Source organism: Mycolicibacterium sp. CBM1, from assembly GCF_054073305.1.
This window is the reverse complement of sequence record NZ_JBSXPP010000009.1, coordinates 141,587-167,670: the sequence shown is the minus strand read 5'-3', so window position 1 is coordinate 167,670 and position 26,084 is coordinate 141,587. Positions and strand designations below refer to the sequence as shown.

At 66.0% G+C, this 26,084-nt stretch carries 26 protein-coding genes and 2 pseudogenes; 23 read left to right on the top strand and 5 right to left on the bottom strand.

Annotated elements, in window-relative coordinates; all coding sequences use genetic code 11:
* Positions 1-74: 74 nt before the first annotated feature.
* Positions 75-1,097, bottom strand: a complete 1,023-nt coding sequence (locus ACXDF8_RS14430; RefSeq protein ID WP_457223942.1) for an extracellular solute-binding protein — start codon at positions 1,095-1,097, stop codon at positions 75-77.
* A 228-nt stretch (positions 1,098-1,325) separates the two neighbouring features.
* Between ACXDF8_RS14430 and ACXDF8_RS14425 the strand changes: the two genes are divergently transcribed.
* Positions 1,326-1,874, top strand: a complete 549-nt coding sequence (locus ACXDF8_RS14425) for a MarR family winged helix-turn-helix transcriptional regulator (protein WP_457223941.1) — start codon at positions 1,326-1,328, stop codon at positions 1,872-1,874.
* Between the two features lie 119 nt (positions 1,875-1,993).
* Here the strand turns inward: ACXDF8_RS14425 and ACXDF8_RS14420 are convergent, their stop codons facing one another.
* Together ACXDF8_RS14420 and ACXDF8_RS14415 are read right to left on the bottom strand one after the other, a co-directional pair.
* The gene (locus ACXDF8_RS14420) at positions 1,994-3,316 is read right to left on the bottom strand and encodes an aminotransferase family protein (RefSeq protein WP_457223940.1); all 1,323 of its coding nucleotides are present in this window, start codon (positions 3,314-3,316) and stop codon (positions 1,994-1,996) included.
* A gap of 40 nt (positions 3,317-3,356) precedes the next feature.
* Complete coding sequence (locus tag ACXDF8_RS14415; protein ID WP_457223939.1) at positions 3,357-4,835, bottom strand: NAD-dependent succinate-semialdehyde dehydrogenase; 1,479 nt, start codon at positions 4,833-4,835, stop codon at positions 3,357-3,359.
* A gap of 174 nt (positions 4,836-5,009) precedes the next feature.
* Here ACXDF8_RS14415 and ACXDF8_RS14410 point away from each other — a divergent pair, with 174 nt between their 5' ends.
* The 15 genes and pseudogenes from ACXDF8_RS14410 to ACXDF8_RS14340 all read left to right on the top strand — a co-directional run bounded on the left by ACXDF8_RS14410 (position 5,010) and on the right by ACXDF8_RS14340 (position 18,575).
* Positions 5,010-5,975, top strand: a complete 966-nt coding sequence (locus ACXDF8_RS14410) for a hydroxymethylglutaryl-CoA lyase (RefSeq protein WP_457223938.1) — start codon at positions 5,010-5,012, stop codon at positions 5,973-5,975.
* Positions 5,976-5,991: 16 nt separating this feature from the next.
* Positions 5,992-6,714 (top strand): enoyl-CoA hydratase/isomerase family protein, encoded by a 723-nt coding sequence (locus ACXDF8_RS14405; protein ID WP_457223937.1) that lies wholly within the window; start codon positions 5,992-5,994, stop codon positions 6,712-6,714.
* Positions 6,711-7,898 carry a CaiB/BaiF CoA transferase family protein gene (locus ACXDF8_RS14400; protein ID WP_457223936.1) on the top strand — a complete coding sequence of 396 codons (1,188 nt, stop codon included), beginning with the start codon at positions 6,711-6,713 and terminating at the stop codon, positions 7,896-7,898. The genes ACXDF8_RS14405 and ACXDF8_RS14400 overlap by 4 nt, the downstream gene beginning before the upstream one ends.
* A gap of 3 nt (positions 7,899-7,901) precedes the next feature.
* Positions 7,902-8,714: an enoyl-CoA hydratase/isomerase family protein gene (locus ACXDF8_RS14395; RefSeq protein WP_457223935.1), complete on the top strand. Its 813-nt coding sequence runs from the start codon at positions 7,902-7,904 to the stop codon at positions 8,712-8,714.
* Positions 8,711-10,333, top strand: coding sequence for an AMP-binding protein (locus tag ACXDF8_RS14390; protein WP_457223934.1), 1,623 nt, complete (start codon positions 8,711-8,713; stop codon positions 10,331-10,333). Before ACXDF8_RS14395 ends, ACXDF8_RS14390 begins: the two co-directional genes overlap by 4 nt.
* Complete coding sequence (locus tag ACXDF8_RS14385; RefSeq protein ID WP_457223933.1) at positions 10,330-11,301, top strand: NAD(P)H-dependent flavin oxidoreductase; 972 nt, start codon at positions 10,330-10,332, stop codon at positions 11,299-11,301. Before ACXDF8_RS14390 ends, ACXDF8_RS14385 begins: the two co-directional genes overlap by 4 nt.
* Before the next feature lie 96 nt (positions 11,302-11,397).
* Positions 11,398-11,997, top strand: coding sequence for a LysE/ArgO family amino acid transporter (locus ACXDF8_RS14380; RefSeq protein WP_457223932.1), 600 nt, complete (start codon positions 11,398-11,400; stop codon positions 11,995-11,997).
* Positions 11,998-12,316: 319 nt separating this feature from the next.
* Positions 12,317-13,303 carry an ABC transporter substrate-binding protein gene (locus ACXDF8_RS14375; protein WP_457223931.1) on the top strand — a complete coding sequence of 329 codons (987 nt, stop codon included), beginning with the start codon at positions 12,317-12,319 and terminating at the stop codon, positions 13,301-13,303.
* A gap of 23 nt (positions 13,304-13,326) precedes the next feature.
* Positions 13,327-14,025: a queuosine precursor transporter gene (locus ACXDF8_RS14370; protein WP_457223930.1), complete on the top strand. Its 699-nt coding sequence runs from the start codon at positions 13,327-13,329 to the stop codon at positions 14,023-14,025.
* A 41-nt stretch (positions 14,026-14,066) separates the two neighbouring features.
* Positions 14,067-14,690: a 5-oxoprolinase subunit B family protein gene (locus ACXDF8_RS14365; protein ID WP_457223929.1), complete on the top strand. Its 624-nt coding sequence runs from the start codon at positions 14,067-14,069 to the stop codon at positions 14,688-14,690.
* A gap of 10 nt (positions 14,691-14,700) precedes the next feature.
* A complete protein-coding gene (locus ACXDF8_RS14360) occupies positions 14,701-15,588 on the top strand; it encodes a 5-oxoprolinase/urea amidolyase family protein (RefSeq protein ID WP_457223928.1) in 888 nt (295 codons plus the stop codon).
* 9 nt (positions 15,589-15,597) lie between these two features.
* Positions 15,598-16,149, top strand: coding sequence for a GNAT family N-acetyltransferase (locus ACXDF8_RS14355; RefSeq protein WP_457223927.1), 552 nt, complete (start codon positions 15,598-15,600; stop codon positions 16,147-16,149).
* A gap of 72 nt (positions 16,150-16,221) precedes the next feature.
* Positions 16,222-16,966 (top strand): annotated as a pseudogene (locus tag ACXDF8_RS14350) (MMPL family transporter); the annotation flags it as partial.
* A 126-nt stretch (positions 16,967-17,092) separates the two neighbouring features.
* The gene (locus ACXDF8_RS14345; protein WP_457223926.1) at positions 17,093-17,590 is read left to right on the top strand and encodes a carboxymuconolactone decarboxylase family protein; all 498 of its coding nucleotides are present in this window, start codon (positions 17,093-17,095) and stop codon (positions 17,588-17,590) included.
* Between the two features lie 4 nt (positions 17,591-17,594).
* Positions 17,595-18,575 carry an MBL fold metallo-hydrolase gene (locus ACXDF8_RS14340; RefSeq protein WP_457223925.1) on the top strand — a complete coding sequence of 327 codons (981 nt, stop codon included), beginning with the start codon at positions 17,595-17,597 and terminating at the stop codon, positions 18,573-18,575.
* Positions 18,576-18,596: 21 nt separating this feature from the next.
* Here the strand turns inward: ACXDF8_RS14340 and ACXDF8_RS14335 are convergent.
* Positions 18,597-18,725: pseudogene (locus tag ACXDF8_RS14335) on the bottom strand (isocitrate lyase/phosphoenolpyruvate mutase family protein); the annotation flags it as partial.
* Between the two features lie 184 nt (positions 18,726-18,909).
* Here ACXDF8_RS14335 and ACXDF8_RS14330 point away from each other — a divergent pair.
* From ACXDF8_RS14330 to ACXDF8_RS14310, 5 genes are all read left to right on the top strand, one after another.
* Positions 18,910-19,206, top strand: coding sequence for an Rv0250c family protein (locus ACXDF8_RS14330; protein WP_457223924.1), 297 nt, complete (start codon positions 18,910-18,912; stop codon positions 19,204-19,206).
* A 78-nt stretch (positions 19,207-19,284) separates the two neighbouring features.
* Entirely contained in the window at positions 19,285-20,121 is an 837-nt protein-coding gene (locus ACXDF8_RS14325; protein ID WP_457223923.1) for a succinate dehydrogenase subunit SdhC, read from the top strand.
* A 36-nt stretch (positions 20,122-20,157) separates the two neighbouring features.
* Positions 20,158-22,098, top strand: a complete 1,941-nt coding sequence (locus ACXDF8_RS14320) for a fumarate reductase/succinate dehydrogenase flavoprotein subunit (protein WP_457223922.1) — start codon at positions 20,158-20,160, stop codon at positions 22,096-22,098.
* Positions 22,095-22,847 (top strand): succinate dehydrogenase/fumarate reductase iron-sulfur subunit, encoded by a 753-nt coding sequence (locus ACXDF8_RS14315; protein ID WP_457223921.1) that lies wholly within the window; start codon positions 22,095-22,097, stop codon positions 22,845-22,847. Before ACXDF8_RS14320 ends, ACXDF8_RS14315 begins: the two co-directional genes overlap by 4 nt.
* 89 nt (positions 22,848-22,936) lie before the next feature.
* Complete coding sequence (locus tag ACXDF8_RS14310) at positions 22,937-23,092, top strand: hypothetical protein (protein WP_457223920.1); 156 nt, start codon at positions 22,937-22,939, stop codon at positions 23,090-23,092.
* Between the two features lie 25 nt (positions 23,093-23,117).
* Here ACXDF8_RS14310 and ACXDF8_RS14305 read toward each other — a convergent pair whose 3' ends face one another.
* The gene (locus tag ACXDF8_RS14305; RefSeq protein WP_457223919.1) at positions 23,118-23,600 is read right to left on the bottom strand and encodes a flavin reductase family protein; all 483 of its coding nucleotides are present in this window, start codon (positions 23,598-23,600) and stop codon (positions 23,118-23,120) included.
* Positions 23,601-23,725: 125 nt separating this feature from the next.
* On the opposite strand from ACXDF8_RS14305, the gene ACXDF8_RS14300 reads away from it, so the two are divergent.
* Complete coding sequence (locus ACXDF8_RS14300) at positions 23,726-25,435, top strand: AMP-binding protein (protein WP_457223918.1); 1,710 nt, start codon at positions 23,726-23,728, stop codon at positions 25,433-25,435.
* Positions 25,436-25,447: 12 nt separating this feature from the next.
* A complete protein-coding gene (locus ACXDF8_RS14295; protein ID WP_457223917.1) occupies positions 25,448-26,083 on the top strand; it encodes a GAP family protein in 636 nt (211 codons plus the stop codon).
* Position 26,084 lies beyond the last annotated feature (1 nt).

Genomic DNA, 26,084 nt, shown 5'->3' with positions numbered 1-26,084 from the left:
AACCACCGGGGGCGCTGCCTTGGGACCGTCGGGTGCTGAGACCGTCGCGGGTAGCAGCTGTGACGTCACGGCACTCAGCCGACCTTCCAGGCGGTGAACTTCGCGGTGACCGCGTCGAGGTTCTGACCCCACCATTCCATGTTGGAGTAGACCAGCGAGTCCTTGTGCTGCGCCGCAAAGGGATCGAGCTTCTGTTGGACGGCGTCATACTTAGGTGTGACGCTGGTATCGGTAGGTATCACCGAGGCCAGGCTGGCGAAATCGGTCTGCGGCGTGGGCTTTTGCACCGAAGCGATGAACTTCATGGTGTCGGCCACGTTCGGTGCGCCCTTTGGCACAGCAAGGGTGTCCCAGTTGACGATGACGTCGTCCCAGACCACGTCGTAGGGTGCGCCCTCACGAATGGACAGCACCGTGCGCGAGGTCAGCGACAATGCCATCGCCACCTGCTCACCGACCAAGGCCTGTTGCATCTGCCCGTAGGTATCGGCGAAGACCAGATCGCCCTTGATGGTGCCCAGCTTGGCCAGCGCCCGGTCCACGTCGAGCGGGTAGAGCTTGTCCTTGGGGACACCGTCGGCAAGCAATGCGAACTCCAGCAATCCCACACTGATCTCCGGCGGTACCATCCGTTTCCCTGGGAAGGTCTTGGTGTCGAAGAAGTCGGCAGCACTGGTCGGCGGGCGCGAACCGAACTGCTTGGTGTTGTAGAGGAACATCTGCGTGTAGTAGAACGCCGGAACGCCGCAGTCGTTCACGGCATCGGCGGGATACAGCGACTTGTCGACCACCGAGAAGTCCAGCTTCTCCAGGTACTTACCGCAGTACTGGTAGGTCGGACCGGAGCTGAGGTCCACCACGTCCCACGACACGTTCTGAGCATCAACCATCGCCTTGAGCTTCGCCTCATCGAGGGCGTCGTTGACGAAACCCACCTTCGTGGCCGCGGTGAACGGCTTCTGCCAGGCCTTCGCCTGCCAGTCCTGAGTCGCTCCGCCAGTGCCGGCGAACGTTATCGATCCGTCTGCGGACCCTGCGGTCGGCCCGCTGGTGCCACTGACCGCGCACCCTGAGACGAATACGACGTTCGCAGACAAGACTGCGAGCGCGCCAAGTACTTTGTTGCGGGCCATGGTGCCTCGATCACTGGGTTGGGGACCGGTCTGATGTCGAGACCGGCATGGATGGCGTGGTGCGCTGAATGCGCGCTGGCTCACATTCTGCTCCTAGGTGTTGATGATGTCTACACCAATGGTCAAAGAAAACGCAGAATTTACATTGCGTAGATCATCACTGAATCGGGACCCGGCTCCTATGATCGAGCCATGACGGTTCCAGCAGGCCAGGACTTGCACGGCGATGACTCCCCGATGCCGCTGCCCCCTCGATCAGATGGCGGCGATGACGAACCGCGCACGGACGGTCGGGTCACCATCAGCGACTTGACCTCGTATCGGCTCTCTCGTGTTGCCAATTCGCTATCCCGTAGCGCGGCGCTCACCTATCGCCGCGAATGCGACGTCAGCCTGGGCGAATGGCGGGTTCTCGCGCTTCTCGGAGAACGCGGAAGTTTGACGTTGAACAAGCTGGCTCGGCGATCGGCCTTGGACAAGGCGCAGATGAGCAGAGTTGTAAAAGGCCTGGTCGAGCGGGGTTTGATCGATCGTGACTACGGCCCGGGGCGCACGACCGAGCTGAGCCTCAGCCCCGAGGGCCAACGGGTCTACGCCAGGCTGCTGGACCTGGCCAACGAGCGTGACCGTCGAATACGGCGTCACCTCGGCAGCCGTGACCAGATCGCGCTGACCCGCGCGCTCGACACCCTGACGCGGCTGGCCTTCTTCATGGAGGAAGAAGAGACTGCCGCGAAATAGTCGAAGCTATTGACTAAGTCAACATGTCGTTAGTGTTTAAAATGAGCTATCGGAGTTGATCGACACAACGGCTGGCTCGATTCCGGGGAACAGCCACTAGCGCGTCCGCCGTGCGGGGGTCACGGAGTGGTCGGGATACCCACGAGCCGTACCTGTTCGCTGAGCACGACCACCAGGCGTTGCAGCTCCTCGTCTGTGATCACCAGCGGTGGCGAAAGCACGATGTTGCTGCCGGAAGCCCGCACGATGACACCGTTTGCTCGTGCGCCGTATTGCACGGCCGAGGTGTCGGCCATGGCCAACTGGATGCCAACGAGCGTTCCCACACCGCGCACCTCCACCACGTGCTCCAGTTCCTCCAGCGGCTTGAGCGCCTCGAAGAGCGCGCGGCCGACGCGCACACCTCGAGCGATCAGGTCCTCGCGCTCGATGATCGCGAGGTTCTCCAGAGCCACGGCCGCGCCGACGGGATGGCCGTTGTAGGTAAATCCGTGAAGGAAGAGCGCACCGGTCGCCAGGTCGAGCATCCGTTGCCCGACGAGTACCGCACCCATCGGAACGTACCCACTGGAAAGACCCTTTGCCGTGACGATTACGTCCGGATCGATCCCGTAGTACGTACTGGCGAACCACCGGCCTGTGCGGCCGAAGGCAGTCACGATCTCATCGGCGATCAGCAGGATGTCGTGCTGGCGCAGGACGTCCTGCACGCGCGCCCAATAGCCCTCCGGCGGGGGCACCATTCCGCCGACGCCCAAGATCGGTTCGCCGATCATCGCCGCTATCCGGTGGGCACCAATCTCCTGAATCCGACGCTTGAGCTCCTCGATCAGAATGTCGGTGGCGTCGACGCCATGCTCGAGAGCATGCGGCTTGGAGAGCCATTCGACGTCGGGAACCAGCGGCCCGTAGCCCTGCGTCAGGCGCTCCATCCCCGTGACTGCCAGCGATGCACCACCCATGCCGTGGTATCCACCTTGACGGGCGAGGATGACGGTGCGCTCGGGACGCCCGGCGTGATGGTTGGCCAGGCGGACGAGCTTGATCGCCGTTTCGATGCCCTCGGAGCCGCCGTTGGTGAAGAACACCCTGCGCATCGATGCCGGCGCGATCGACAGCAATTTCTCGGCGAGCGCGATCGACGGTTCGTTCGAGTAGTCACCGAACGACGAGTAAAACTCCAGCGTCCGAATCTGTTCGGCTGCGGCGTCGGCCAATTCGGGGCGCCCGTGGCCGACCGGGCACTGCCACAGCCCGCCCGTGCCGTCGACATACTCACGGCCCTCAACATCCCAAAGCAGCGCGCCGCGACCTCTGCTGATGATCATCGGCTCGGCGGGCGAACCAATCGTGGTGTGCGGATGAATGATGCATGCCTTGTCCCGCGCCGCAAGTGCCGCGGCCCGGTTGTCGATACCGGAGATTGTGTCGTGCAGGGTCATCGGGCAACCTTTCGAGTGCGCAAGGTCTGTCGGGAGTGGGCTAGGCGAAGCGGATGGACACTGACTTGGTCTCCAGGTAGGCGGAGATGCCCTCGCTGCCGCCTTCGCGTTCCTGGCCGCTGTTCTTGGTGCCACCGAAGGGAAGTTCCGGGCGCACCGGGAACGGATCGTTCACGCCGATGACGCCGAAGTCCAGCGCCTCGAACGTACGCCACACTGCCTGCAGATCCCGGCCGAAAATGTAAGCGGCCAAGCCGAACTCCAAGTCGTTGGCGGCCACAATGGCCTCATCGCGGTCGTCGTAGGCGAAGATCGGCAGCACCGGACCGAAGGTTTCCTCGCGGCTGATCGCCGCATCAGGCGGAACGTCGGTCAGCACGGTGGGCTCGAAGAAGTATCCGTGCAGGGTGGGGTCGTCGGACTGCCACACTCCCCCGCCCGCATGCACGGTGGCACCCCGCGCCACAGCGTCGTCGACGTGGCGCCGCGTCTTCTCGAGCGCGGCCTCGTTGATCAGGGGTCCGACCGACGTCTCGGGGTCGAGGCCGTTGCCAAGGCGCAGTTTCGCGACCCGGGCGACGATCTCGGCGGTCAGTGCGGCGACTGATTCGCGGGGGGCATAGACCCGGTTGATGGCCGTGCAGCTCTGGCCGGCGTTGGCGAACTTCGCAGCGACGATTCCCGCCGCCGCGACCGAGACATCGGCGTCGGCCAGCACGATCGCCGGGGAGTGACCGCCAAGCTCGAGCGAGACTCGGGGCAGTCGGCCGCTGTGCGGACCGGCCAGTGTCAATCCGACCCGGGTCGATCCGGTGAAGCTGATCTTGCGCAGGCGGGGATCTGCCAGAAGCGGCGCGGTCACCTCCCCCGGTCGCGTTGTCGTGATCAGGTTGAGCGCGCCGGCGGGCACACCTGCCTCGGCGATGATCCTGGTCAGCGCCACCGCGATCAACGGCGTGAGGTCGGCGGGCTTGGCAACCACCGTGCAGCCTGCCGCCAGAGACAGCGCCAGCTTGCGCACGAACATGCTGCCCGGGAAGTTCCACGGCGAGATGGCGAGAGTAGGACCAACCGGGGCCGTCATCACCATTGACGGACCATGCGCCGCTGGCGGCAGCACCCGGCCGTAAGCGCGGCGTGCCTCTTCTCCACTCCACTCCAGGATGCGAGCGCAGTTGGCGATCTCTACGCGTGATTCCGCGATCGGCTTGCCGTTCTCGCGGGTCATCAGCTCGCTCAGCTGCTCCGCCTCATGCCGGATCTGCGCCGCAGCCGCCCGCAGGATCGTCGACCGCGTCTCGACCGGATGTTCGCGCCAGACGGGAAACGCCGACGCCGCGGCGTCCAACGCACGTCGGGCGTCGTCGGGTCCCGCATCGGTGGCGAAGCCGATGACCTCACCCGTCGCGGGGTTCCTCACTTCCGAGACAGCGGCGCCCGTCTCCCATGAACCGTCGATCAGAACGGTGGCGATTGCGGAGGACGTACCGGTGGTGACGGGACCGCTGAGGGTGGGCACGACAGCCCTCCTTCTACTAGGGATTGAAACTTCCTAACGCGCCCCAATTGTGTCGCTGCTCTGTTGATTTTGTCAACATATGTGTGCCATCATGTCGGGACTGAATAACCAGCTATCGGCTTTATGGCATACATCATCTGTTGATTGACGCAACGAAGCATCGGAGCAATCCACGTGAAAGGGATTCCCTTGACCGACGTCGTGACGTTATGTGAATGCTTCGCCCGCGACGGCCTGCAGCACGAACCGATTTTCGTGCCCACCGCGACGAAACTGGCAGTCCTGGACGCGGTCGCCGATGCCGGTTTCGTCCGAATCGAAGCCAGCAGCTACTCCAATCCCCGTCGGGTACCGGCGCTGGCCGACGTCAGCACGTTGATGGCGGGGCTCACCAGACGCAAGGGAGTGTCCTACAAGAACACCTGCCCCAACCAGCAGGCCGTCCTGCGGGCAATCGACGACCAGGAGGCTGGGATCGGTCCGGACGAGATCAGCCTGCTGCTCTCCGCCTCGGAATCCCACAGTCGACGAAATCTGAACGCGTCCCGCGCCGACCAGTGGACCAAGATCGCCGAGATGATCTCGCTGGCCCAGAGCCGCTTCGCGCTGGTCGGTGTCGTGTCGGTGGCCTTCGGGTGCCCGTTCGAGGGCGCAGTAGATCCGGGTTCGGTGGCCGCAGACGTGGCCCGCCTCGTCGAACTCGGGGTGAACTACGTGTCAATCGGGGATACCACCGGACTGGCCACGCCGCGTACGGTGCGGTCCCTATTCAACCGGCTGCAGCGCGAGAACCCGGGCCTACCGATCATCGCGCACTTCCACAACACCAGGGGCACCGGACTGGCGAACGTAGTCGCGGCGCTGGATGCCGGCATCCGCCACTTCGACAGCGCCCTGGGTGGAGTCGGCGGTCACCCCGCCGATATCCACTACGGCCAAGGCCTTACCGGCAACGTGTGCACCGAGGACCTCGTCAACCTCGTCGAGGCCATGGGCCTAAAGACCGGGCTCGACCTCGACGCATTGATGGTCGCCTCGAAGCTCGCCGAAACCGCGTTGAACCGCCCGCTACACAGCATGGTTGCCCGCGCAGGCTTCTCGACGATCACCGCGGCCGAGCAGGAGGTTAGCCATGTCTGATGCGCCGACCCAGAAGGTGCTGCTGACCGACGACATCGGTGCGGTCAGGGTGATCACGCTCCACCGCCCCGACAAGTTGAACGCTCTCGATACCGCACTCACGACGGCACTGCGCGATGCCCTCCTTGCCGCAGACGCCGATCCGGCGGTGCGCTCAGTCGTGCTGGCCGGAGCCGGGCGCGCCTTCTGCGCGGGCGCGGACTTGAGCGAATTCGGCACGCTCACACCAGAAAACGGCGACCTGGTGTCACAGCGCGCCGAACTCACCGCCCAGACCCAGATGCTGCCGCAGCGGCTGTCCAAACCCGTCGTCGCGGTGGTCCAGGGAGCTGCCGTCGGCGGTGGAGCAGGGTTGGCCTTGGCCTGCGACATGGTCATCGCCGCCGACGACCTCAAATTCGGCTATCCCGAGGTCAAGCACTCCATCGTGCCCGCTCTAGTCATGACAGGCCTCCAGCGTCACCTCGGCCGCAAGCTTGCCTTCGAGATGATCTCGACTGGCAGATTCCTCGACGCCAAACAAGCCTTGAGCTACGGGCTGATCAACGAGGTCTGCCCGCCGGCTTCCGCGCTGGCGCGCGGCATCGAGATCGCCAGCGCCTGGGCGCAATTGAATCCGCGCGCCATCGGCGCCGTAAAGGAACTCTTCTACCGGGTCGCCGACCTCCCCTGGGATGCGGCGATGCGCGCGGGACGCGACGTCAACGCCCTGATGCGCGGCTTTCGGGAGACGTCATGAAACCGTTGACCGGTATCACCGTGATCGACTTCTCACGAGTGCTCGCCGCACCGTCGGCAACTCAGATCTTAGCTGAACTCGGAGCTCGCATCATCAAGGTGGAGCGACCCGAAACCGGCGACGAAACACGGCATTTCGAGCCACACCACCCCGGCGGAGAGAGCGGCTACTTCTTTGCATTCAACAGGGGCAAGGAGTCGATCACCCTCGATTTGAAGAATCCCGACGGTCAGCAGATCGCGCGTGATCTCGTGGCCGGTGCTGACGTGGTAATCGAGAACTTCCTGCCCGGCGTGATGGACGGCCTTGGGCTGGGATACGACCGGTTGGCATGCGACCGAACCGACCTAGTGTACGTGTCGACGACCGGCTTCGGTCAGACCGGTCCTGATCGGCGAGAGAAGGGCTACGACACCATCTTTCAGGCGCTCTCCGGGATCATGGCCATGACAGGCCACCCCGACGGACCACCCGCCAAGACCGGAATCCCCGTATCGGACCTCACAAGCGGGCTCTGGGTCGTCATCGCGGTGCTCACTGGCCTGATGGGCAAAGCTCTCCATGGAACCGGTTGCTACGTCGATGTTTCCATGATGGACGTCCAGCTCAGTTTGCACGCACTGACAGCTGCGCGAATTTTCGCACTGGATGACGACCCGCAACGGACGGGCACCGAACATCCCGGACGGGTCCCATCGGCAGCCTTCCGGGCCGCTGACGGTCGCTACCTCCACATCAGCTGCAGCGACCAACACTGGACTCCGCTGTGCGCGGCCCTATCACTTACCGACCTGGGTGCCGATCCCGCACTGTCCGACAACGCCGGCAGAATTCGCCAACGCGACCGCATCATGGCAGAACTCACGACGTTGATCGCCACCAGGAATGCCGACGACGTCGTTGCGACCCTCAAGGAGGCCGGGGTGCCGGTCGGCCGCATTCGCAGTGTCCGCGAGGCGCTGGAGGATCCACACACCGTCGCGCGCCAGGTCGTCCAGACCTTCAAGCACCCCACCGAGGGCGATGTCCGCGCCTTGAGGAATCCGTTGCGCTTCGGCGGATGGGACGAACCCGACGTCCTGCCCGCCCCGCTGCTCGGCGCTGACACCGAGCACGTCCTGGCCTCAGACCTGGGCCTGTCCGCCGAACGCATCGCCGAACTCCAGCGACTGAAGGTTGTGTGAGCCATGACTGAAGCCACTACTGCCGACCCCGTTACCGTCTCGGTCGACGACGGCGTCGCCACGGTGACCCTCAACCGGCCGGCCGCGCGCAACGCCGTCAACCTAGATCTCTGCCTCGCCTTGCGCGCGGTGTTCGAAGACATCGACTCCGACGACACCGTACGCGTCGTGCTCATCGTCGGTGCTGGCTCGTCGTTTTGCGCCGGAGCCGACCTCAAGGAGCGCGTGGGACGCGACAGCACGTGGGTGCGACGACGCCGAATCGCCTCGTTCGCAGCCTACGAAGCCATCGAAAGATGCTCCAAACCCGTTGTCGCGCTGGTGCATGGCGCTGTCATTGGCTCCGGCGGAGAGATCACCATGGCCGCCGACTTCGCTCTCGCTGCGGCCGGCACGTCGTTCCGGTTTCCCGAGGCGCACTGGGGAACGGTGGGCGCTACCCAGCGCCTGCAAAGGGCGATCGGCAAACGAAGGGCCAAGGAGCTCTTGTTCACCAATCGCGCCCTGTCCGCCGAAGAGGCCAACCAACTGGGTCTCGTCGTGGCCGTAGTACCGAGCACGGAGTTGCTCTCAGCAGGTATGGCGATGGCGGCCACGATCGCAAAGGCACCGCCGGACGCGATGGCGCTGACCAAGAGAGCCGTAGACTTGGGCGAAGAGACCACGCTGGGGATGGGAATCCGCATCGAGATGGCTGCCATCGAACAAAACCTGGCTGCCGGCGGGTGGCGCGCTGGCGTGGCACGATTCGCAGACGGAGAATCCGCCCTCGACGACGGCACGACTACGGCGAACCCCTCCGAGCGGTCGGCATGAACCTCGACGGGCTGTGCCCATTGACCACCTGGTCGACCCTGGACCGGGCCAGCACTATCGTCCCAGACAATGAAGCCCTCGTCACGGCCGATGCACGTATCTCCTTCCGCGAGTTACACAATGCCGTCGACGAAGCCGCTAGTGCACTGCTGGCGGCGGGCGTCGAGAAGGGCGATCACGTTGCGATCTGTCTGGGCAACGGCATCCCCTGGGCCACCCTCTTCCTCGCCATTACCTCAATCGGCGCCGTGGCCGTTCCCATCAATACGAGGTTCCGAGCGAGCGAGTTGGAATATGCTCTGCGGCAATCCAAATCGCGACTCTTGTTCGTCGCCGACAAATTCCTCAACATCGACTTCATCGCGGTGCTACGGCAGATACTGCCCGCCATCGACGAACGCAACCGCGTCGCTGTCGACGGTGCGCTGCCGGACCTCTCACGCATCGTCGTGCTCGGCAACGACGTTCCGCCCGCCGCAGACAGTTTCGCCGACTTCCTCCGAGCCGGGAACGGCACACCCGCGCTACGCACCGCCTCGCCCGACGACGTAGCGCTGATTCAATACACCTCCGGCACCACCGCGTTTCCCAAGGGGGTGTTACTAAGCCATCGCAGCCTCTGCGCCGATGCGTTCTTCTCCGGCGGCCGGATGGGATTGCGCGCCGGCGACCGCTACCACAGCGCCCGACCGTTCTTCCACGTCGCGGGAACCACGTTGTCATTGCTGTCGTCGCTACAACACGCTGCGACCCTGATCACCATGGACAGATTCGAACCCGGTGCCGCCCTAGCTCACATGGAAGCCGAGTCCTGCACCCACTTTTCGGGTAATGACACGATGGCGTTGATGCTGCTGGGACATCCGTCACTGGCGGAGCGTCGACTGAGCCTGCGGGGGGCATGGCTGGCGGCCTCGCCCGCCGTCGTCAAGAAGGTGATCGACGATCTCGGCGCCAAGGAAGCCGTCGTCGGATACGGACTGTCCGAGGCGGCACCAAACGTGGCCCAATCCGCATGGTGGGAACCCGAAGAACTACGAGTCAGTGGTTCGATGGCGCCCGAACCCGGTGTGCGCGTCCGCATCGTGGACCCGGCCAACGGCAACGAGCTTCCCGCGGGCGAAGTGGGCGAAATACTGGTTTCCGGCTGGAATGTCATGCTGGGATACTTCGCCATGCCCGAACAGACCGCTGCGGCCTTAGATGCCGACGGCTGGCTGCACACCGGCGACCTCGGCATCCTCGACGACGACGGCCGATTGCGTTTCGTCGGCCGAGCCAAGGAGATCATCCGGGTTGGAGGCGAGAACGTTTCGCCCGCCGAGGTGGAGGACCTGCTGCACTCGCATCCCGCCATCAAACAAGCCGTCGTCGTCGGCGTGCCGGATATGCGGCTCATCGAAGTACCGTTCGCATTCGTCGCTGTCGGTCATGGAGCCGAGCTCAGTGAGCAATCCGTGATCGAGTGGTCGAAAGCCACGATGGCGGGCTTCAAGGTTCCCCGGCACGTCGTCTTCGTCGACGACTTCGAGGAGATTGGGATGACCGCGAGTGGCAAGGTGCAGAAGGCGGCGGCCGCCCGGGTGGCCAACGCATACCTCTCCGGCGACGCCCGATGAGCACCTCGACGGTGAAGATCTCCACCCGCATCACTGAGCTGCTCGGCATCCGAGTACCGATCGTGCAGGCGGCGATGTCATGGGCATCGTCGACTTCGGCTCTGCCTCTTGCGGTAACGAACGCCGGCGGGCTGGGCAGTCTCGCGGCCGGACCAATGCGTCCCGCAGACCTCGACCGCGCCCTGGCAGAGCTGGCGCGCGATGCACGGGGCCCCTACGCGGTGAACGTTCCACTGTCGCGACCGAATATCGGCGACGTCCTCGATCTCCTCCAGACACGGCCGGTGCCGGTGTTCGTCGGCTCCCAAGGCGGGCCGAAGACATACCTCGAGCGCATGCGCGACGTCGGTTCGCGGTGTCTTCACGTCGTCGCGAGCGTCGAGCACGCCGAGAAGGCGGCTGCGGCCGGAGTGGACGGGTTGATCGTCGTGGGCGGGGAGGCTGGCGGCCACCCGCCACCGCAACTCGTCTCCAGTCTGGTGATGCTGCGGGCGGTCAGAAGGGCCCTCCCGGAATTCCCGATCATTGCCTCCGGCGGTTTCGTCGACGGCGCAGGACTGGCAGCCGCGCTCACCCTCGGCGCAGATGCAGCTCAGTTTGGAACTCGCTTCATCGCCAGCGACGAATCGAATGTCCACCCCGCCTACCGTCAGGCCGTCATCGATGCCGACGTGTCCGACACTCGTACTGTCGGAATCGGACTCGGCGTGATCCGCGCGCTCCGCAACGAATTCACCGACCGCATGGAGGCACTCGAGGCGCAGGGCAGCTCCATCGACGATCGCCGTGGTGTCTTCAGCGCAGCGTCGTTGAAGATGGCCGCCTTGGACGGGGACATCTATGGCGGCAAGGTCGAGGCTGGGCAATCCGCGGGCCTGGTCGACCGGGTGCAGCCGGCAGCCGACATCGTCGAGGACATCGTGACCGAATATCTCAGAATCATCCACAAGCTGCCGGTCCCGAATTGATGAACGGCTGGCCCGGCCGCACCGATTAAGTCTCACTAATTGTGGTGAAGATTCTTTAGCTGTACTGGCCTGACGCGGGTGCCTAACGTCGTCGTCATGACCTCCCCGCTCCTGGTCGGATTCCTGACCTCCTTCACCCTCATCGCAGCGATCGGCGCCCAGAACGCGTTCGTGCTGCGCCAGGGCATCCGGGGAGAGCACGTCCTGGCCGTGGTCAGCGTGTGCGCGATCTCCGACCTACTGCTCATCTCGGCGGGTATCGCCGGGGTCGGCGCCCTGATCACCGCGCACCCCCAGACCGTCGCGGTGGCGAAACTCGGCGGTGCGGTCTTCCTCTTCGGCTACGGAGCACTTGCCGCGCGGCGCGCCCTCACCCCGTCTGCGATGACTCCGGCACAAAACGGTTCGGCGCGGTTGGTCTCGGTGCTACTGACCTGCCTGGCCATGACCTTCCTCAACCCGCACGTCTACCTCGACACCGTCGTGTTGCTGGGAACGCTGGCAAACCAACACACCGACAGCCGGTGGTTGTTCGGGATCGGCGCCGTGACCGCGAGCGTGGTGTGGTTCTTCGGCCTGGGCTTCGGCGCACGCCGGCTCGCCGGACTGTTCGCCAGCCCGCTCACGTGGCGGGTGCTCGACGGGCTGATCGCTGCCACCATGCTCGGGCTGGGAGTGTCGCTGCTGCTGTCCTGACAAGAAATTGACGCGCCGGCAAGCGCATGGCGCACGTCCTAGGCAGAATCCGCGCATGCCGGAGCTCCGGCGTTCCCCCGGCCTTCGGGAACGCAAGAAAGTCAGAACGCGGGAAGCCATCCGCCGGGAGGCGTTTCGGCTCTTCGGCACGCCGGCTGCATCGCAGCCCGCACGATCTGGGCATCCGCGTGTTCGCCTGCTCGGTCATCGGTGCGGTGACAGCGCTGGGCAACCGTGGACCGTTCTCGCTCGACAACGTCGACCAAGCGATGGACGTATTGGAGTCGGGTTTACATCTGAAGTGAGCTAATCTCGCGCCGTGAGCACGCACTGGACCAGGCGTGGGTTCTTGGGCGCCGCCGGTGCGGCCGGAGCGCTGCTGGCCGCGGCCTGCTCCCCGGGCGGCTCGGACAGCCAAGCCACCCCGAAATCGGTGACCATCAAGCACATCTTCGGCGAGACGACCATCCCCGCACCGCCCAAGCGGGTGGTGAGCGCAGGGTTTACCGAGCAGGACGACCTGCTGGCCGTCGGCGTCGTCCCAGTGGCCGTCACCAACTGGTTCGGCGACCAGCCGTTCGCGGTGTGGCCCTGGGCCCAGCCCAAACTCGGGTCGGCGACCCCGGTAGTGCTGAACCTGGACAACGGCATCGCGGTCGACCAGATCGCCGCACTCAAGCCCGACCTCATCGTCGCCGTCAACGCCGGCCTGGACACCGACACCTACAAGCAGCTGTCGGCCATCGCCCCCACGATCGCGCAATCCGGCGGCGACGCCTTCTTCGAACCGTGGAAGGACCAGGCCACCGCCGTCGGGACAGCGGTGTTTCAGGCCAGGGCGATCAAGCAGCTCATCTCCGCTGTCGACGACAAATTCGCCGACGTGGCCAAGAACAACCCGCAATTCAAGGACCGCAAGGCCGTTCTGTTGGGCGGCACGTTCTTCGACAACACGCTGACCGCGACACTGCCCGGCTGGCGCACCGAATTCCTCACCGGCATGGGCCTGGCCATCGCCGACGGCATCAAGGACTACGCCGTCGACGACCACCGGGCGGCCATCCCCCGCGACAAGCTCGGCGACGCCCTGTCCGGCGCCGACGTGCTGATCTGGTCCACCGAGAGCGACGCCGAGCAGGCGGCGCTGCTGGCCGATCCCGCCGTCGCCGCGCTGAGTGCCACCAAGGAGAACCGAAACATTTTCACCGGCAAGGACCTCGCCGGGGCGATCGCCTTCGCCTCGCCGCTGTCCTATCCGGTGGTGGCCGACCAACTGCCCCCGCTGCTCTCGCGCGCGCTGCGCTGATCGGTCGTGCTTGGATAGCACTCGTGACGACCAGTAGGACCACCGCTCGCGAAGACCACCCGACCCCCGGATTCGCCCTGGTCGGCTCGCATTATTATCCGGTCCTCGTCGCCGTCTTCACCGCCCTGGTCATCATCTCCAACGTCACGGCTACCAAGGGTGTCGCGTTCGGGCCGATCATCACCGACGGCGGTTTCATCGTGTTCCCCCTGACCTACGTGATCGGTGACGTGCTCTCCGAGGTGTACGGGTTCGCCGCCGCACGGCGGGCGATCATCCTCGGCTTCGCCATGAACGGTCTTGCGGCGCTTGCCTTCTGGGTGACCATCTACCTGCCGGCAGCCGACTTCTACACCAACCAGGAACATTTCGAGAACATCGTCCACGCCTACACCCAGCTGATCGTCGCGGGCCTGGCCGGGTTCGTAGTCGGCCAGACCATCAACGCCTGGACCGTGGTCAAGATCAAGGAACGCACCAAGGAGAAGCACCTCTGGGCGCGCCTGGTCGGGTCGACGTTCGCCGGTCAGCTCGGCGACACCCTGGTGTTCTGCAGCATCGCCGCCGGCGCTATCGGCATCACCACCTTCGGCGACTTCGCCACCTACACCGCACTCGGCTGGGTCTACAAGACCGCCGTGGAGGTGGTCATGCTGCCCGTCACCTACCGGGTGATCGCCGTCATCAAGCGCCGCGAACCGACCTACACCGCGATGGTCTGACGTCGGTAAGGCCACTGCGGCAGAGGAAGGCCACAGATCCTATGGTGCTCACCACGATCCGGGACTACGGCGATCAGGCGCTGTTGCTCGAATGCGAGTCGACCGAGGAGGTTCTGGCAATCGCCGGCGCGGTGCGCGACGCGCAGTTGCCCGGTGTGCTCGATGTCGTCCCGGCGGCGCGCACCGTGCTGTGCACCCTGCTCAGCCCGGAATACCTGGCTTCCACCCGTCGACAGCTCGGCCGGTTGCGCCCGCCGGCCGCCGACCGGCCGCCGGCGGGCGGCCAGGCTGATGTGGTGATCGACGTGGTCTACGACGGTGCCGACCTGGCTGACGTCGCCCGGCTCACACGACTGGACGCCGAAGGTGTCGTCGCGGCGCACACCGGTACCCCGTGGCGAGTCGGATTCGGCGGCTTCGCACCGGGATTCGCCTATCTGATCGGTGGCGACCCGCGGTTGCGGGTACCACGGCGCGCTGATCCGCGCACCGCGGTGCCGGCCGGGTCGGTGGGTCTGGCCGGTGAGTTCAGTGGCGTCTACCCGCGCCAGTCCCCGGGCGGATGGCAGTTGATCGGGCGCACCGATGCGGTGCTGTGGGACATCGAGCGTCCGTCGCCCGCGCTGCTGTCACCGGGCATGTGGGTGCGGTTTCGGGCCGTCTGAGGAGGCCACCGTGATCGCGTTGGAAGTGCTGCGCACGGGGCCGCTTGCGCTGCTCGAGGATCTCGGTCGCCCCGGTCTGGCCCACGTCGGGGTGACCCGCTCCGGGGCTGCCGACCGTCGTGCGCACCGGCTGGCCAACCGGCTGGTGGCCAACCCCGACGACCGCGCCACCGTGGAAGTCACCCTGGGCGGCTTCGCGGCGCGGGTGCGTGGCGGCGACGTCGACATCGCCGTGACGGGCGCCGACGCCGACCCGACTGTCGGAGGAATGCCGTTCGGCACCAATAGTATTCATCGCGTCCGCGACGGTGAGACGATCGAGCTGGGTGTGCCCCGTACCGGGCTGCGCAGCTATCTCGCCGTGCGCGGCGGTATCGCCGTCGACCCCGTCCTCGGCTCGCGCAGCTACGACGTGATGTCGGCGATCGGTCCCCGGCCGTTGCGCGCCGGCGACCTGCTGCCCGTCGGCGCACATTCCGGCCGGTACCCCGACGTCGACCAGGCACCGGTCGCCGCGATCACCGACGGCGTGGTGGAGCTGCGGGTGGTGCCGGGCCCGCGCGACGACTGGTTCGCCGATGCCGACGCGCTGGTGCACACCGACTGGGTGGCCACCGATCGCAGCGACCGCGTCGGGATGCGGCTGATGGGCCCGCCGCTCACCCACCGCTGGACCGAGCGCCAATTGCCCAGCGAAGGCGCCGTCCGCGGCGCGATCCAGGTGCCCCCCAACGGTCTGCCGGTCATCCTCGGGCCCGATCATCCCGTCACCGGCGGCTACCCGGTGATCGGGGTGGTCACCGACGCCGACAAGGTGGCCCAGGCCCGACCCGGCCAGACGGTGCGGCTGCACTGGTCGCGGCCACGTATCGCAGCGCCGAGCGCCGCGGGCTGGTAGAGCTGAGATGTGCATGCGCAGGTTCACACCGCTCGCCTGATCCACACCAGTGATCTCGATGCCGAAACCCGCGTGGATGCGCGGGAGATGCTCACGGCGGCCTTCGGCGGCGCGGCCGAGTTCACCGCGGCCGACTGGGAGCACGCGCTCGGCGGGATGCATGCCGTGATCGCACACCGCGGCGCGCTGATCGCCCACGCCGCTGTGGTCCAGCGCCGCCTCCTCCACCGCGGGGTGGCCCTGCGTTGCGGCTATGTCGAAGCCGTCGCCGTCCGCGAGGACTGGCGCGGCCAGGGGCTCGCCCACGCCGTCATGGATTCGATCGAGCAGGTGATCCGCGGCGCCTACCAAATTGGTGCTCTTAGCGCGACCGCCGCAGGCGAGAAGATCTACCGTCCGCGCGGGTGGCTGCCCTGGCAGGGGCCGACCTCGGTGTTGACCCCATCCGGCCTGACCCGAACCGCGCAGGACGACGGCGCGATCTTCGTGCTGCCCGTCGACGTCGACGTCGATCCGGCTGCGGAGCTGTCCTGCGACTGGCGCGACGGCGACCCCTGGTAGCGGTCCCCGCACCGATGGACTGGTAGCGGTCCCCGCACCGATAGATAGGTAGATCTATATAAGCCGGCCAGCCCGCCGGAAGCCTTCCAGAATCCCGACTTCGAACGCGGACTGAAGATGTTCTTCTCCCCCGACGGCAGGTCGACCCGCATGTTCATCACCCATGGGGGCGACCCGGCGACGGTGGAAGGCATCGCCAGGGTTGAGTCAGAACGCAAAGCCGCGCAAGAGGCGTTGAAGATGTCGTCGCTGACGCTGGTCTTCATGATCATGCTGATCCTCACGCGAAGCGTGGTCGCCGCACTGGTGATCGTCACCACGGCGGGCAGCTCGATCGCCGCTTCGTTCGGCATCTCGGTGCTGCTGTGGCAGGACCTGTTCGGGATTCAGGTGCAGTGGCTGGTCATGTTGATGTCGGTCACCATCCTGTTGGCGGTGGGCTCGGACTACAACCTACTGCTGGTCTCCCGGTTCAAGGGCGAGATCCATGCCGGGTTGAAGACGGGCATCATCCGGTCCATGGCCGGCACCGGTGGCGTGGTGACCTCGGCCGGGCTGGTCTTCGCCGCGACAATGGCCGGCATGATGGGCGCATGCTGATCGTGCTGACCCAGATGGGCTCCACGATCGCCATCGGCCTGCTGATCGACACCTTCATCGTGCGCTCGCTGCTGATGCCGTCCATCGCGACGATGCCCGGGCGCTGGTTCTGGTGGCCACAGGTCGTCTACCCCGCGGTGACAACCACTTCCGCAAGTCACGGCCGACACCGCCGTCGGCCGACTCCGACACGGCGGCGTTGCCCGCGCAGGCCTAGTGACCACCAGGTCGACCATGCAGCTGTAGTAGGCCTGGCCCGTATCACAGCGGGACACCGCCGGTGCTGGTAGACCTGCGGTGTGCGCGTGCAGATCCTCGTCGACCCGCCGATCAGCATAGATCGATGAGCACTCCCCTGCCGGCGGTCGATGCCCTTTCCCCGGAGCAGCGGGCACTGTATGACCTGCTGCCGCTCGACCTCACCAGGGGACTGCTGTTGACCCGTTCCAGCGCGGCTGCGTACCTGGCGCTCGGGCGGTCGTTTCACGACAGCCGGCTGTCCGCGGACCTGCGCGAGGTGATCATCCTTCGCGTCGGCGCCACAACCCATTGCCCGTACGAACTTCACCACCACATTCCCCTGGCCCGCGCCTGCGGTGTACCCGAGGAGATCATCGAGAAAGTGGTCGCCGGATCTCCCACCGTCGGGCGCGCCGAACTGGACGCGCTCGTTGTCTTCGTCGACCACATCGTCGGCGCGGTACAGGGGCCAGCACCCGAGCCGGCGACGGTACAGCAGTACTTTTCCCACGAAGAGGTCGCCGACATCACGCTGCTGGCCGGCCATTACGTCATGACCTCCCTTTTCGTCAGAACGCTTGGTATAGAACCTGAGAGGTAGGAGGATGGCGCAGCACTCGTCTGGAGTCTTCACGAAGGGCCTGGCGGACCTCGGTGCGGGCGTACACGCCTTCATATCCGGCAGCACCGGCTTCGGGTTGTCGAACGCGGGACTGGTGGTCAGCGACGGCGAAGCGCTGGTGATCGACACCCTCTACGATCCGCGCCACGCCCAGGAGTTCATCGACGTGAGCGCGCCGCTAACCGAATCCTCCCGTGTTCGTTACATATTCAACACCCACAGCGACGGTGACCACATCTTCGGCAATCAGCTCTTTCCCAGCGACGCGGAGGTCGTCGCGACTACTGCGGCCAGCGCGCTGATGACCCAAGAGCAAGCCGATCTGACCGCAACAGCCTTCGACGACAGTGCACACCCCGACTCACCGCTGCATCCGCTGGCTGCGATGGGACAACCATTCGATTTCCATTCAGTGCGGGTCCGCGGGGCCGACACGGTATTCAACGGCGAGAAGGCGCTGCGAGTCGGCAGTGTCGACGTCGAACTGCACGAACTCGGACCCGCCCACACCGTCGGCGACGCGGTCGCCTTCCTGCCCCACCAACGGGTGCTGTTCGCCGGGGACTTGCTCACGCGCGACATCGTCAAAGTTGTCTGGTCGGGCTCTGTCGAGAACTGGATCACGGCCCTGGAGCGGATTCGGGGACTCGCCGCCGATGTCGTTGTCGCCGGCCACGGCCCGGTGCTGCGCGGCGACGAGATCAACGCGGCCGTTGATCTAGGCAGACACTTCTGGACCTATCTCCACGAGCGGGCCGGGGCGATGTTCGACAACGGCGTGCCCGCCGACGAAGCGGCGGCCCGCATCGATGTAGCCGACTTCCCCGACGCGGCAATGACGCTACCGACCATCGTGGCCGCGATCTACCACGACCTCGACCCAGCGATGCCCTTCAAGACCGTTCCCCAGACGTTGGAATTCATGGCGAGCCAGATCGCCCGAATGGGCGAGGCGCACTCATGAACACCCGGACCGGCCGGGCCGCTACCGCCAGCGGTTCAGGATCTCGTTCGCCCGCACCGACAGTGCCCGCTGCCAGAACGGGCCGAAGCTGATCCGTGCGACCCCCAGCGGTCCGAACGATGCCGGGTCGTCGGACTCCGGCACCGCGACCATGTCACGTCTCCTTCGTGTCCGTCGTATATGTCGGTATGTGTCCGGCATGGCTGGGTTCGCGTCTTTGCAACGCAGCCGCCACGCGCCTTCCCGAAGTGACCTGTCTCACGTTGCGTTCCAAATGTGGCTAGCATCGGTTGTCGTACTGTGATCCATGACACCTTCAGCCCAAGGAGGTCCGTTGTCCACCACCACGGAATTGACCGAACTTCACCACCTGATCGGCGGAATGCGGCGCTGCGTCGCGTCTCTGAAGGCCAGGTACGGCGACAACCCCGCAATGCGCCGAATCGTCAACGATGCCGAACGCATCCTGAATGACGTGGAGCTTCTCGACATCGACGCAGATGAGCTTGCCCTAACCCAGCAAACCGCCGTGGTGGCCGGTGACAAGATCCCGATCCCCGACACCCCGTACGACACAGCCTTCTGGCGCGACGTCGACGACGAGGGTGTCGGCGGTCACAACCGGCGCTAATCGGCGTCTACCCCATTTCTGCCGGGTGCCGTGATCTGGGTACCCTCCGATGAGCCAATGCGAAGGGGATCACAGTAGATGAGCGCACCTGCGGGTAACCGCCCGGCGACCGGCGTCTTCTCACCCGGCCGTGCCCAGATACCGCAGCGCACCCTGCGGACCGACAACTGGCTGAAGTCACCGATCGTCACCGACCTCGGCTTCGCGGCGTTCATCATCTACGCGACGGTGCGGGCGTTCCAGCGGGACTACTTCTTCGTCCCGCAGTACCACTACCTGACGCCGTTCTACTCACCGTGCCTGAGCAAAGCGTGCGGCGAGGCCAGCGACTTCTGGCCGCAAATCCTGCCGAGCACGGGCCTGCTGTCCCTGCTGCCGTACGCACTGCTGTCGCTGCCGTTCCTGCTGCTGTTCCGGCTCACCTGCTACTACTACCGCGGCGCCTACTACCGCTCGGTGTGGCAGGCCCCCACGGCGTGTGCCGTGGCCGAGCCGCACGCGAAATACACTGGGGAAACCCGACTTCCGCTGATCATCCAGAACAGCCACCGGTACTTCTTCTACATCGCCGGCATCATCTCGCTGATCAACACCTACGACGCGATCGTCGCCTTCCACTCCGAGGACGGGCCCGGCGGCTTCGGATTCGGCCTGGGCAACATCATCCTCGTCGCCAACGTGGTGCTGCTGTGGATCTACACGCTGTCCTGCCACTCCTGCCGCCACGTCGCGGGCGGCCGGCTCAAGCACTTCTCCAAGCACCCGGTGCGCTACTGGCTGTGGACGCAGATCAGCAGGATCAACACCCGCCACAAGCTGTTCGCGTGGATCACCCTGGGCAGCCTGATGTTCACCGACTTCTACGTCATGCTCGTGGCCAGTGGCACCATCTCTGACCTGAGATTCATTGGCTGACAAGCAACTCCACACTAGATTTTGAGCGAGGTCTTAATGACGGTTGAGGTCGAACGGCACTCCTACGACGTGGTCGTGATCGGTGCCGGCGGCTCGGGTCTGCGCGCGGTCATCGAAGCCCGCGAGCGGGGCCTGAAGGTCGCCGTGGTCTGTAAGTCGTTGTTCGGCAAGGCCCACACCGTCATGGCCGAGGGCGGTTGCGCCGCGGCGATGCGCAACGTGAACACCAAGGACAGCTGGCAGGTGCACTTCGGTGACACCATGCGCGGCGGCAAGTTCCTCAACAACTGGCGGATGGCCGAGCTGCACGCGCAGGAGGCCCCCGACCGGGTGTGGGAGCTGGAGACCTACGGCGCGCTGTTCGACCGCACCAAGGACGGCCGAATCAGCCAGCGCAACTTTGGCGGACACACCTACCCGCGGCTGGCACACGTCGGTGACCGCACCGGCCTGGAGATCATCCGCACCCTGCAGCAGAAGATCGTCTCGCTGCAGCAGGAGGACAAAGCCGAACTCGGCGACTACGAGGCCCGGATCAAGATCTTCCACGAGTGCGCGATCACCGACCTGATTTTGGACGGGGACGGGGACGAGAAGAGGGTGGCGGGCGCCTTCGGGTACTGGCGCGAGACCGGCAAGTTCATCCTGTTCGAGGCGCCGGCCGTGGTGCTGGCCACCGGCGGTATCGGCAAGTCGTTCAAAGTCTCGTCGAACTCGTGGGAGTACACCGGCGACGGTCACGCGCTGGCACTGCGGGCCGGCTCGGCGCTGATCAACATGGAGTTCATCCAGTTCCACCCAACCGGAATGGTCTGGCCGCTGTCGGTCAAGGGCATCCTGGTCACCGAGGGTGTGCGCGGCGACGGCGGAGTCCTGAAGAACTCCGAGGGCAAGCGCTTCATGTTCGACTACATCCCCGCGGTCTTCAAGGGTCAGTACGCCGAGACCGAAGAAGAAGCCGACCAGTGGCTCAAGGACAACGACTCGGCACGGCGCACCCCGGACCTGCTGCCCCGCGACGAGGTCGCCCGCGCGATCAACTCCGAGGTGAAGGCCGGCCGCGGCACCCCGCACGGTGGCGTCTACCTCGACATCGCCACCCGGATGACGCCCGAAGAGATCAAGAAGCGCCTGCCGTCGATGTACCACCAGTTCATGGAGCTGGCAGAGGTCGACATCACCAAGGACGAGATGGAGGTCGGCCCGACCTGCCACTACGTCATGGGCGGGATCGAGGTCGACCCGGACACCGGCGCGGCCGCGACGCCGGGCCTGTTCGCCGCCGGTGAGTGCTCCGGCGGTATGCACGGCTCCAACCGGCTCGGCGGCAACTCGCTGTCCGACCTGCTGGTGTTCGGCCGCCGCGCCGGACTCGGTGCGGCCGACTATGTTCGGGCGCTGCCCAGCCGGCCGACGGTGTCCGAAAAGGCCTTGGAGGCCGCCGCCGAGCTGGCCCTACAGCCGTTCAAGGGTCCCCAAGGACAAGCCAAACCGGAGAACCCCTACACGCTGCACGCCGATCTACAGCAGACGATGAACGACCTCGTGGGCATCATCCGCACCGCGGAGGAGATCCAGCAGGCGCTGGCCAAGATCGAGGAGTTCAAGGTCCGCTACCGCAACATCGAGTCCGACGGCAAGCGGGAGTTCAACCCCGGCTGGCACCTGGCCATCGACATGCGCAACATGCTGCTGGTCAGCGAGTGCGTGGCCAAGGCCGCGCTGGCCCGGACCGAGAGCCGTGGCGGGCACACCCGCGACGACTTCCCGGCGATGGAAGCCGAGTGGCGCCGCACGCTGCTGGCGTGCCGGACGAGCGGCGACGCCGCCGACGGGGTCGTCCCCGACGTGACGGTCACCAAGGAAGTGCAGCCGCCGATGCGGCCGGATCTGCTCGAGGTGTTCGACATCGAGGAACTGTCCAAGTACTTCACCGACGAGGAGCTGGCCCAGCATCCGGGACGGAGGACCCAGTGACCACCTACGAGGCGAAGCTGAAGGTCTGGCGGGGCGACGACGAGGGCGGTGGCCTGCACGATTTCTCGGTCGACGTCAACGAGGGCGAGGTCGTCCTCGACATCATCCATCGGCTGCAGGCCGAGCAGGCTCCCGATCTGGCGGTGCGCTGGAACTGCAAGGCGGGCAAGTGCGGCTCGTGCTCGGCGGAGATCAACGGCCGTCCGCGGCTGATGTGCATGACGCGGATGTCGACGTTCGCCGAGACCGACACCATCACGATCACCCCGCTGCGCACCTTCCCGGTGATCCGTGACCTCGTCACCGACGTCTCGTTCAACTACGAGAAGGCCCGCGAGATCCCGGCATTCGCACCCCCGAAGGACCTGCAGCCCGGCGAGTACCGGATGGCTCAGGTCGACGTGGAGCGCTCGCAGGAGTTCCGTAAGTGCATCGAGTGCTTCCTATGCCAGAACGTCTGCCACGTGGTCCGCGACCACGAGGAGAACAAGCAGGAGTTCGCCGGCCCGCGCTACCTGATGCGCGTTGCCGAACTCGACATGCACCCGCTGGACACCCTGGACCGCAAGGACATGGCCCAGGAGGACTTCGGGCTGGGTTACTGCAACATCACCAAGTGCTGCACCGAGGTGTGCCCCGAGCACATCAAGATCACCGACAACGCGCTGATCCCGATGAAGGAACGCGTGGTCGACCGCAAGTACGACCCGGTGGTTTGGCTCGGCAACAAGCTGTTCCGGCGCAAGTAGCTCGCCGAGCAGACGCAAACTCCCCCGACACGCCGAGTGTTCGGGGGAGTTTGCGTCTGGTCGCGCGGTGAAATGGGTAGCCCCTGATCATGAGGAACAATTCCAGCGTCAACGACATTCGCACCGCGATCCGTGAGCTGACCGTCCGCGCCGAACTGGCCCGCAAGGAGGGCCGGCCCGACGACGCGGCCGAGCTCGAGCAGCGGATTGCGCGCTACCGCGACCAACTCGCCGAGAAGCCCTGAGGCGGGCACCCGTGGACAGGCTGGGCTAACCGTCCAGCCTGCGGAAGGTGCTGCGATGGAACACGATCGGCGGCACGTCGTGCACGGTGAGGTCATGGACCCGCAGGACGACGATGGTGTGGTCGCCCGCCGGCACCGACTGTTCTACCGAAGTCTGCAGCCAGACGCTGGTGCCATGCACGAACACCGCGCCACTCTCATGCGAGTGCGTCTCCAGCCCGGCGAAGCGATCACCGGTCTTGGCGGCCAGCGTGCGCGCCGCGACGTCGTGTGACTCGCCCAGAACGCTGATCCCCAACGCGGGCGCATCCTGGAGCTTCGGCCAGGTCTCCGAAGTGTTCTGCACGCAGAACGAGACCAGCGGCGGGTCCAGCGACACCGGGACGAACGTGCTGGCGGCCAGGCCGACCCGGACACCGCCGACCTCAGCGGCGATCGCGATAACGCCCGACGGAAAATGGCCGAACGCCTCACGTAGGGAGGCGGGGCTCAGCACTGTATTGCTCATGGCAGAACCATCTTTGCATGCCAGCTCGCGTCACGGCCACCGCACGACGCGGCGTGATTCGAACACTTCCGCAGGGCGGACACGTCCGGGCCCGTGCCCATTTCACCCTTGAGTAGCCTTGCGCCATGTCGACCGTGTCAATCCTGTCCGTGCTCCGCGACCGTGCGAGGCTGACACCGGACGAGCTCGCCTTCACGTTCACCGAGTACGAGCGGGACTGGGACGGTGTGGCGGAGAGCCTGACCTGGTCGCAGCTCTACCGGCGCACCCTCAACCTGGCGCACGAAATCAGCGCGCACGGTGCGCCGGGCGACCGCGCGCTGATCATGGCGCCCCAGGGGCTGCCCTACATCGTCGCGTTCCTGGGCGCCATGCAGGCCGGCTTCATCGCCGTCCCGCTGTCGGTCCCGGTGCCGGGATCCCATGACGAACGGGTCAGCGCCGTCGTCACCGACACCTCGCCGACAGTGGTGCTGACCACCTCCGCGGTCTTCGAGGTCGCGGCACAGTACGTCGACGACGGGGCCGCCGTGATCGCCACGATTGCCGTCGACACCCTGGATCTCGACGCCGACCGCCCCGTCGACACCGAGGTGCCCGACGGCCCCGACATCGCCTATCTGCAGTACACCTCGGGCTCGACGCGGCTGCCGGCCGGCGTGATGATCTCGCACCGCAACATGGTGGCGAACTACGAACAGCTGATGGCCGAATACGTGCCCCAGTACGGGGGCGCGTTCCCGCCGGGGACCGCACTGGTCTCGTGGCTGCCCTTCTATCACGACATGGGCCTGATGCTGGGCATCGGTGCACCCATCTTCAGCGGCCACCCGGCCGACCTGTTGAGCCCCATCGCCTTCCTGACCCGCCCGGCTCGCTGGCTGCACACGATGGCACGCCAGCCCAAGGCGTGGTCGGCCGCGCCCAACTTCGCTTTCGACCTCACCGCCCGGCGCACCACCGACGAGGACCTCGCGGGGATCGATCTCAGCGGGATCCTCGGCATCATCAACGGGGCCGAGCGAATCCACCCGGACACCCTGGTCAAGTTCACCCGACGCCTGACAGCGGTCGGATTCCGCCCCGAGATGGTGGTGCCGTCCTACGGGCTGGCCGAAGCGACCGTCTACGTCGCCAGCGGCGGTGCCGGCCAGGTGCCCGAGGTGGTCGAGTTCGACGCCGACGAGTTGCCCGTCGGCACCGCGATCCGCAAACCCGGTGGGGCGCCGCTGCTGCGGTACAAGATCCCGGCGTCGCCGCTGGTCCGCATCGTCGACGCCGAAACCCGGCAGCTGTGCCCGGACGGCACCGTCGGGGAGATCTGGACGCACGGCGAGAACGTCTCGGCAGGATATTGGCGTAAACCCGAGCAGACCGGTTCGGCGTTCGACGCGGCGCTGGCCGAGTCGTCCGCGGAACTGCCCCAGACCGGTTGGCTGCGCACCGGTGATCGGGGCTTCATCTCCGAAGGCGAGCTGTTCATCGTCGGGCGCATCAAGGACATGCTGATCGTGCGGGGGCGTAACCACTACTCCGAGGACATCGAGGCGACCGTCCAGAAGATCACCCGCGGCCGGGTAGCGGCGATCGCGGTGCCCGGCGAAGAAACCGAGGAACTGGTCACCATCATCGAGCTCAAGCAGCCCGAACCAACCAAGCTTGCCGAGGTGAAAAGTGGTGTGGTAGCAGCGATTTCGCGGTCGCACGGGTTGCAGGTCGCCGATATCGTGCTGGTGGCACCCGGCTCGATCCCGACGACCACCAGCGGCAAGATCCGCCGGGCGGCCTGCGTCGAGCAGCACCGCCAGGGCACGTTCGTGCGGTTGGACGCGTAGCTGATCGCCCCGATGTGGCTCACGCTGCTGGTGATGGCGGCCGCGGTCAGCCTGGAGCCTTTCCGCATCGGGATGTCGGTGCTGATGCTCAACCGTCCCCGCCCGCATCTGCAGCTCGCCGCGTTCCTGTGCGGCGGTTTCCTGATGGGTCTGACGGTGGGCGCCGTGGTGTTGTTCGCCCTCGGATCGCAGATCCCGTCCTCGGCTCATTTCACGCTGCCCCGGGTGCAGATCGTCACCGGGGCGCTGGCGTTGGTCGCCGCGGCGATCCTGGCGCTCACCAGGGGCCGGGACCGCACGGTTCCGGCGCGGGTGCGCAGGCTGCTCGACGGCCAGTCGCTGTGGGTGGCCGGCGCCGCCGGCCTCGGCATCGCGCTGCCCTCGGTCGACTACCTGGCGGTGCTGGCCGTCATCGCGGCCGCGGGCGCCGCGCCCGGCACGCAGCTCATGGCCCTGCTGCTGTTCAACGTGGTGGCCTTCGCACTGGTGGAACTGCCGCTGCTGGCCTACCTAGTCGCCCCGCGGCGCACGTATGCGGCCATGACCGCGCTGCACGGCTGGGTCCGGGCGCGACGGCGCCACGAGGTCGCGGCGCTGCTGGCGGTGGTCGGCGCCGTGCTGCTGGCCGCCGGCCTGCTGACCGCGTGAG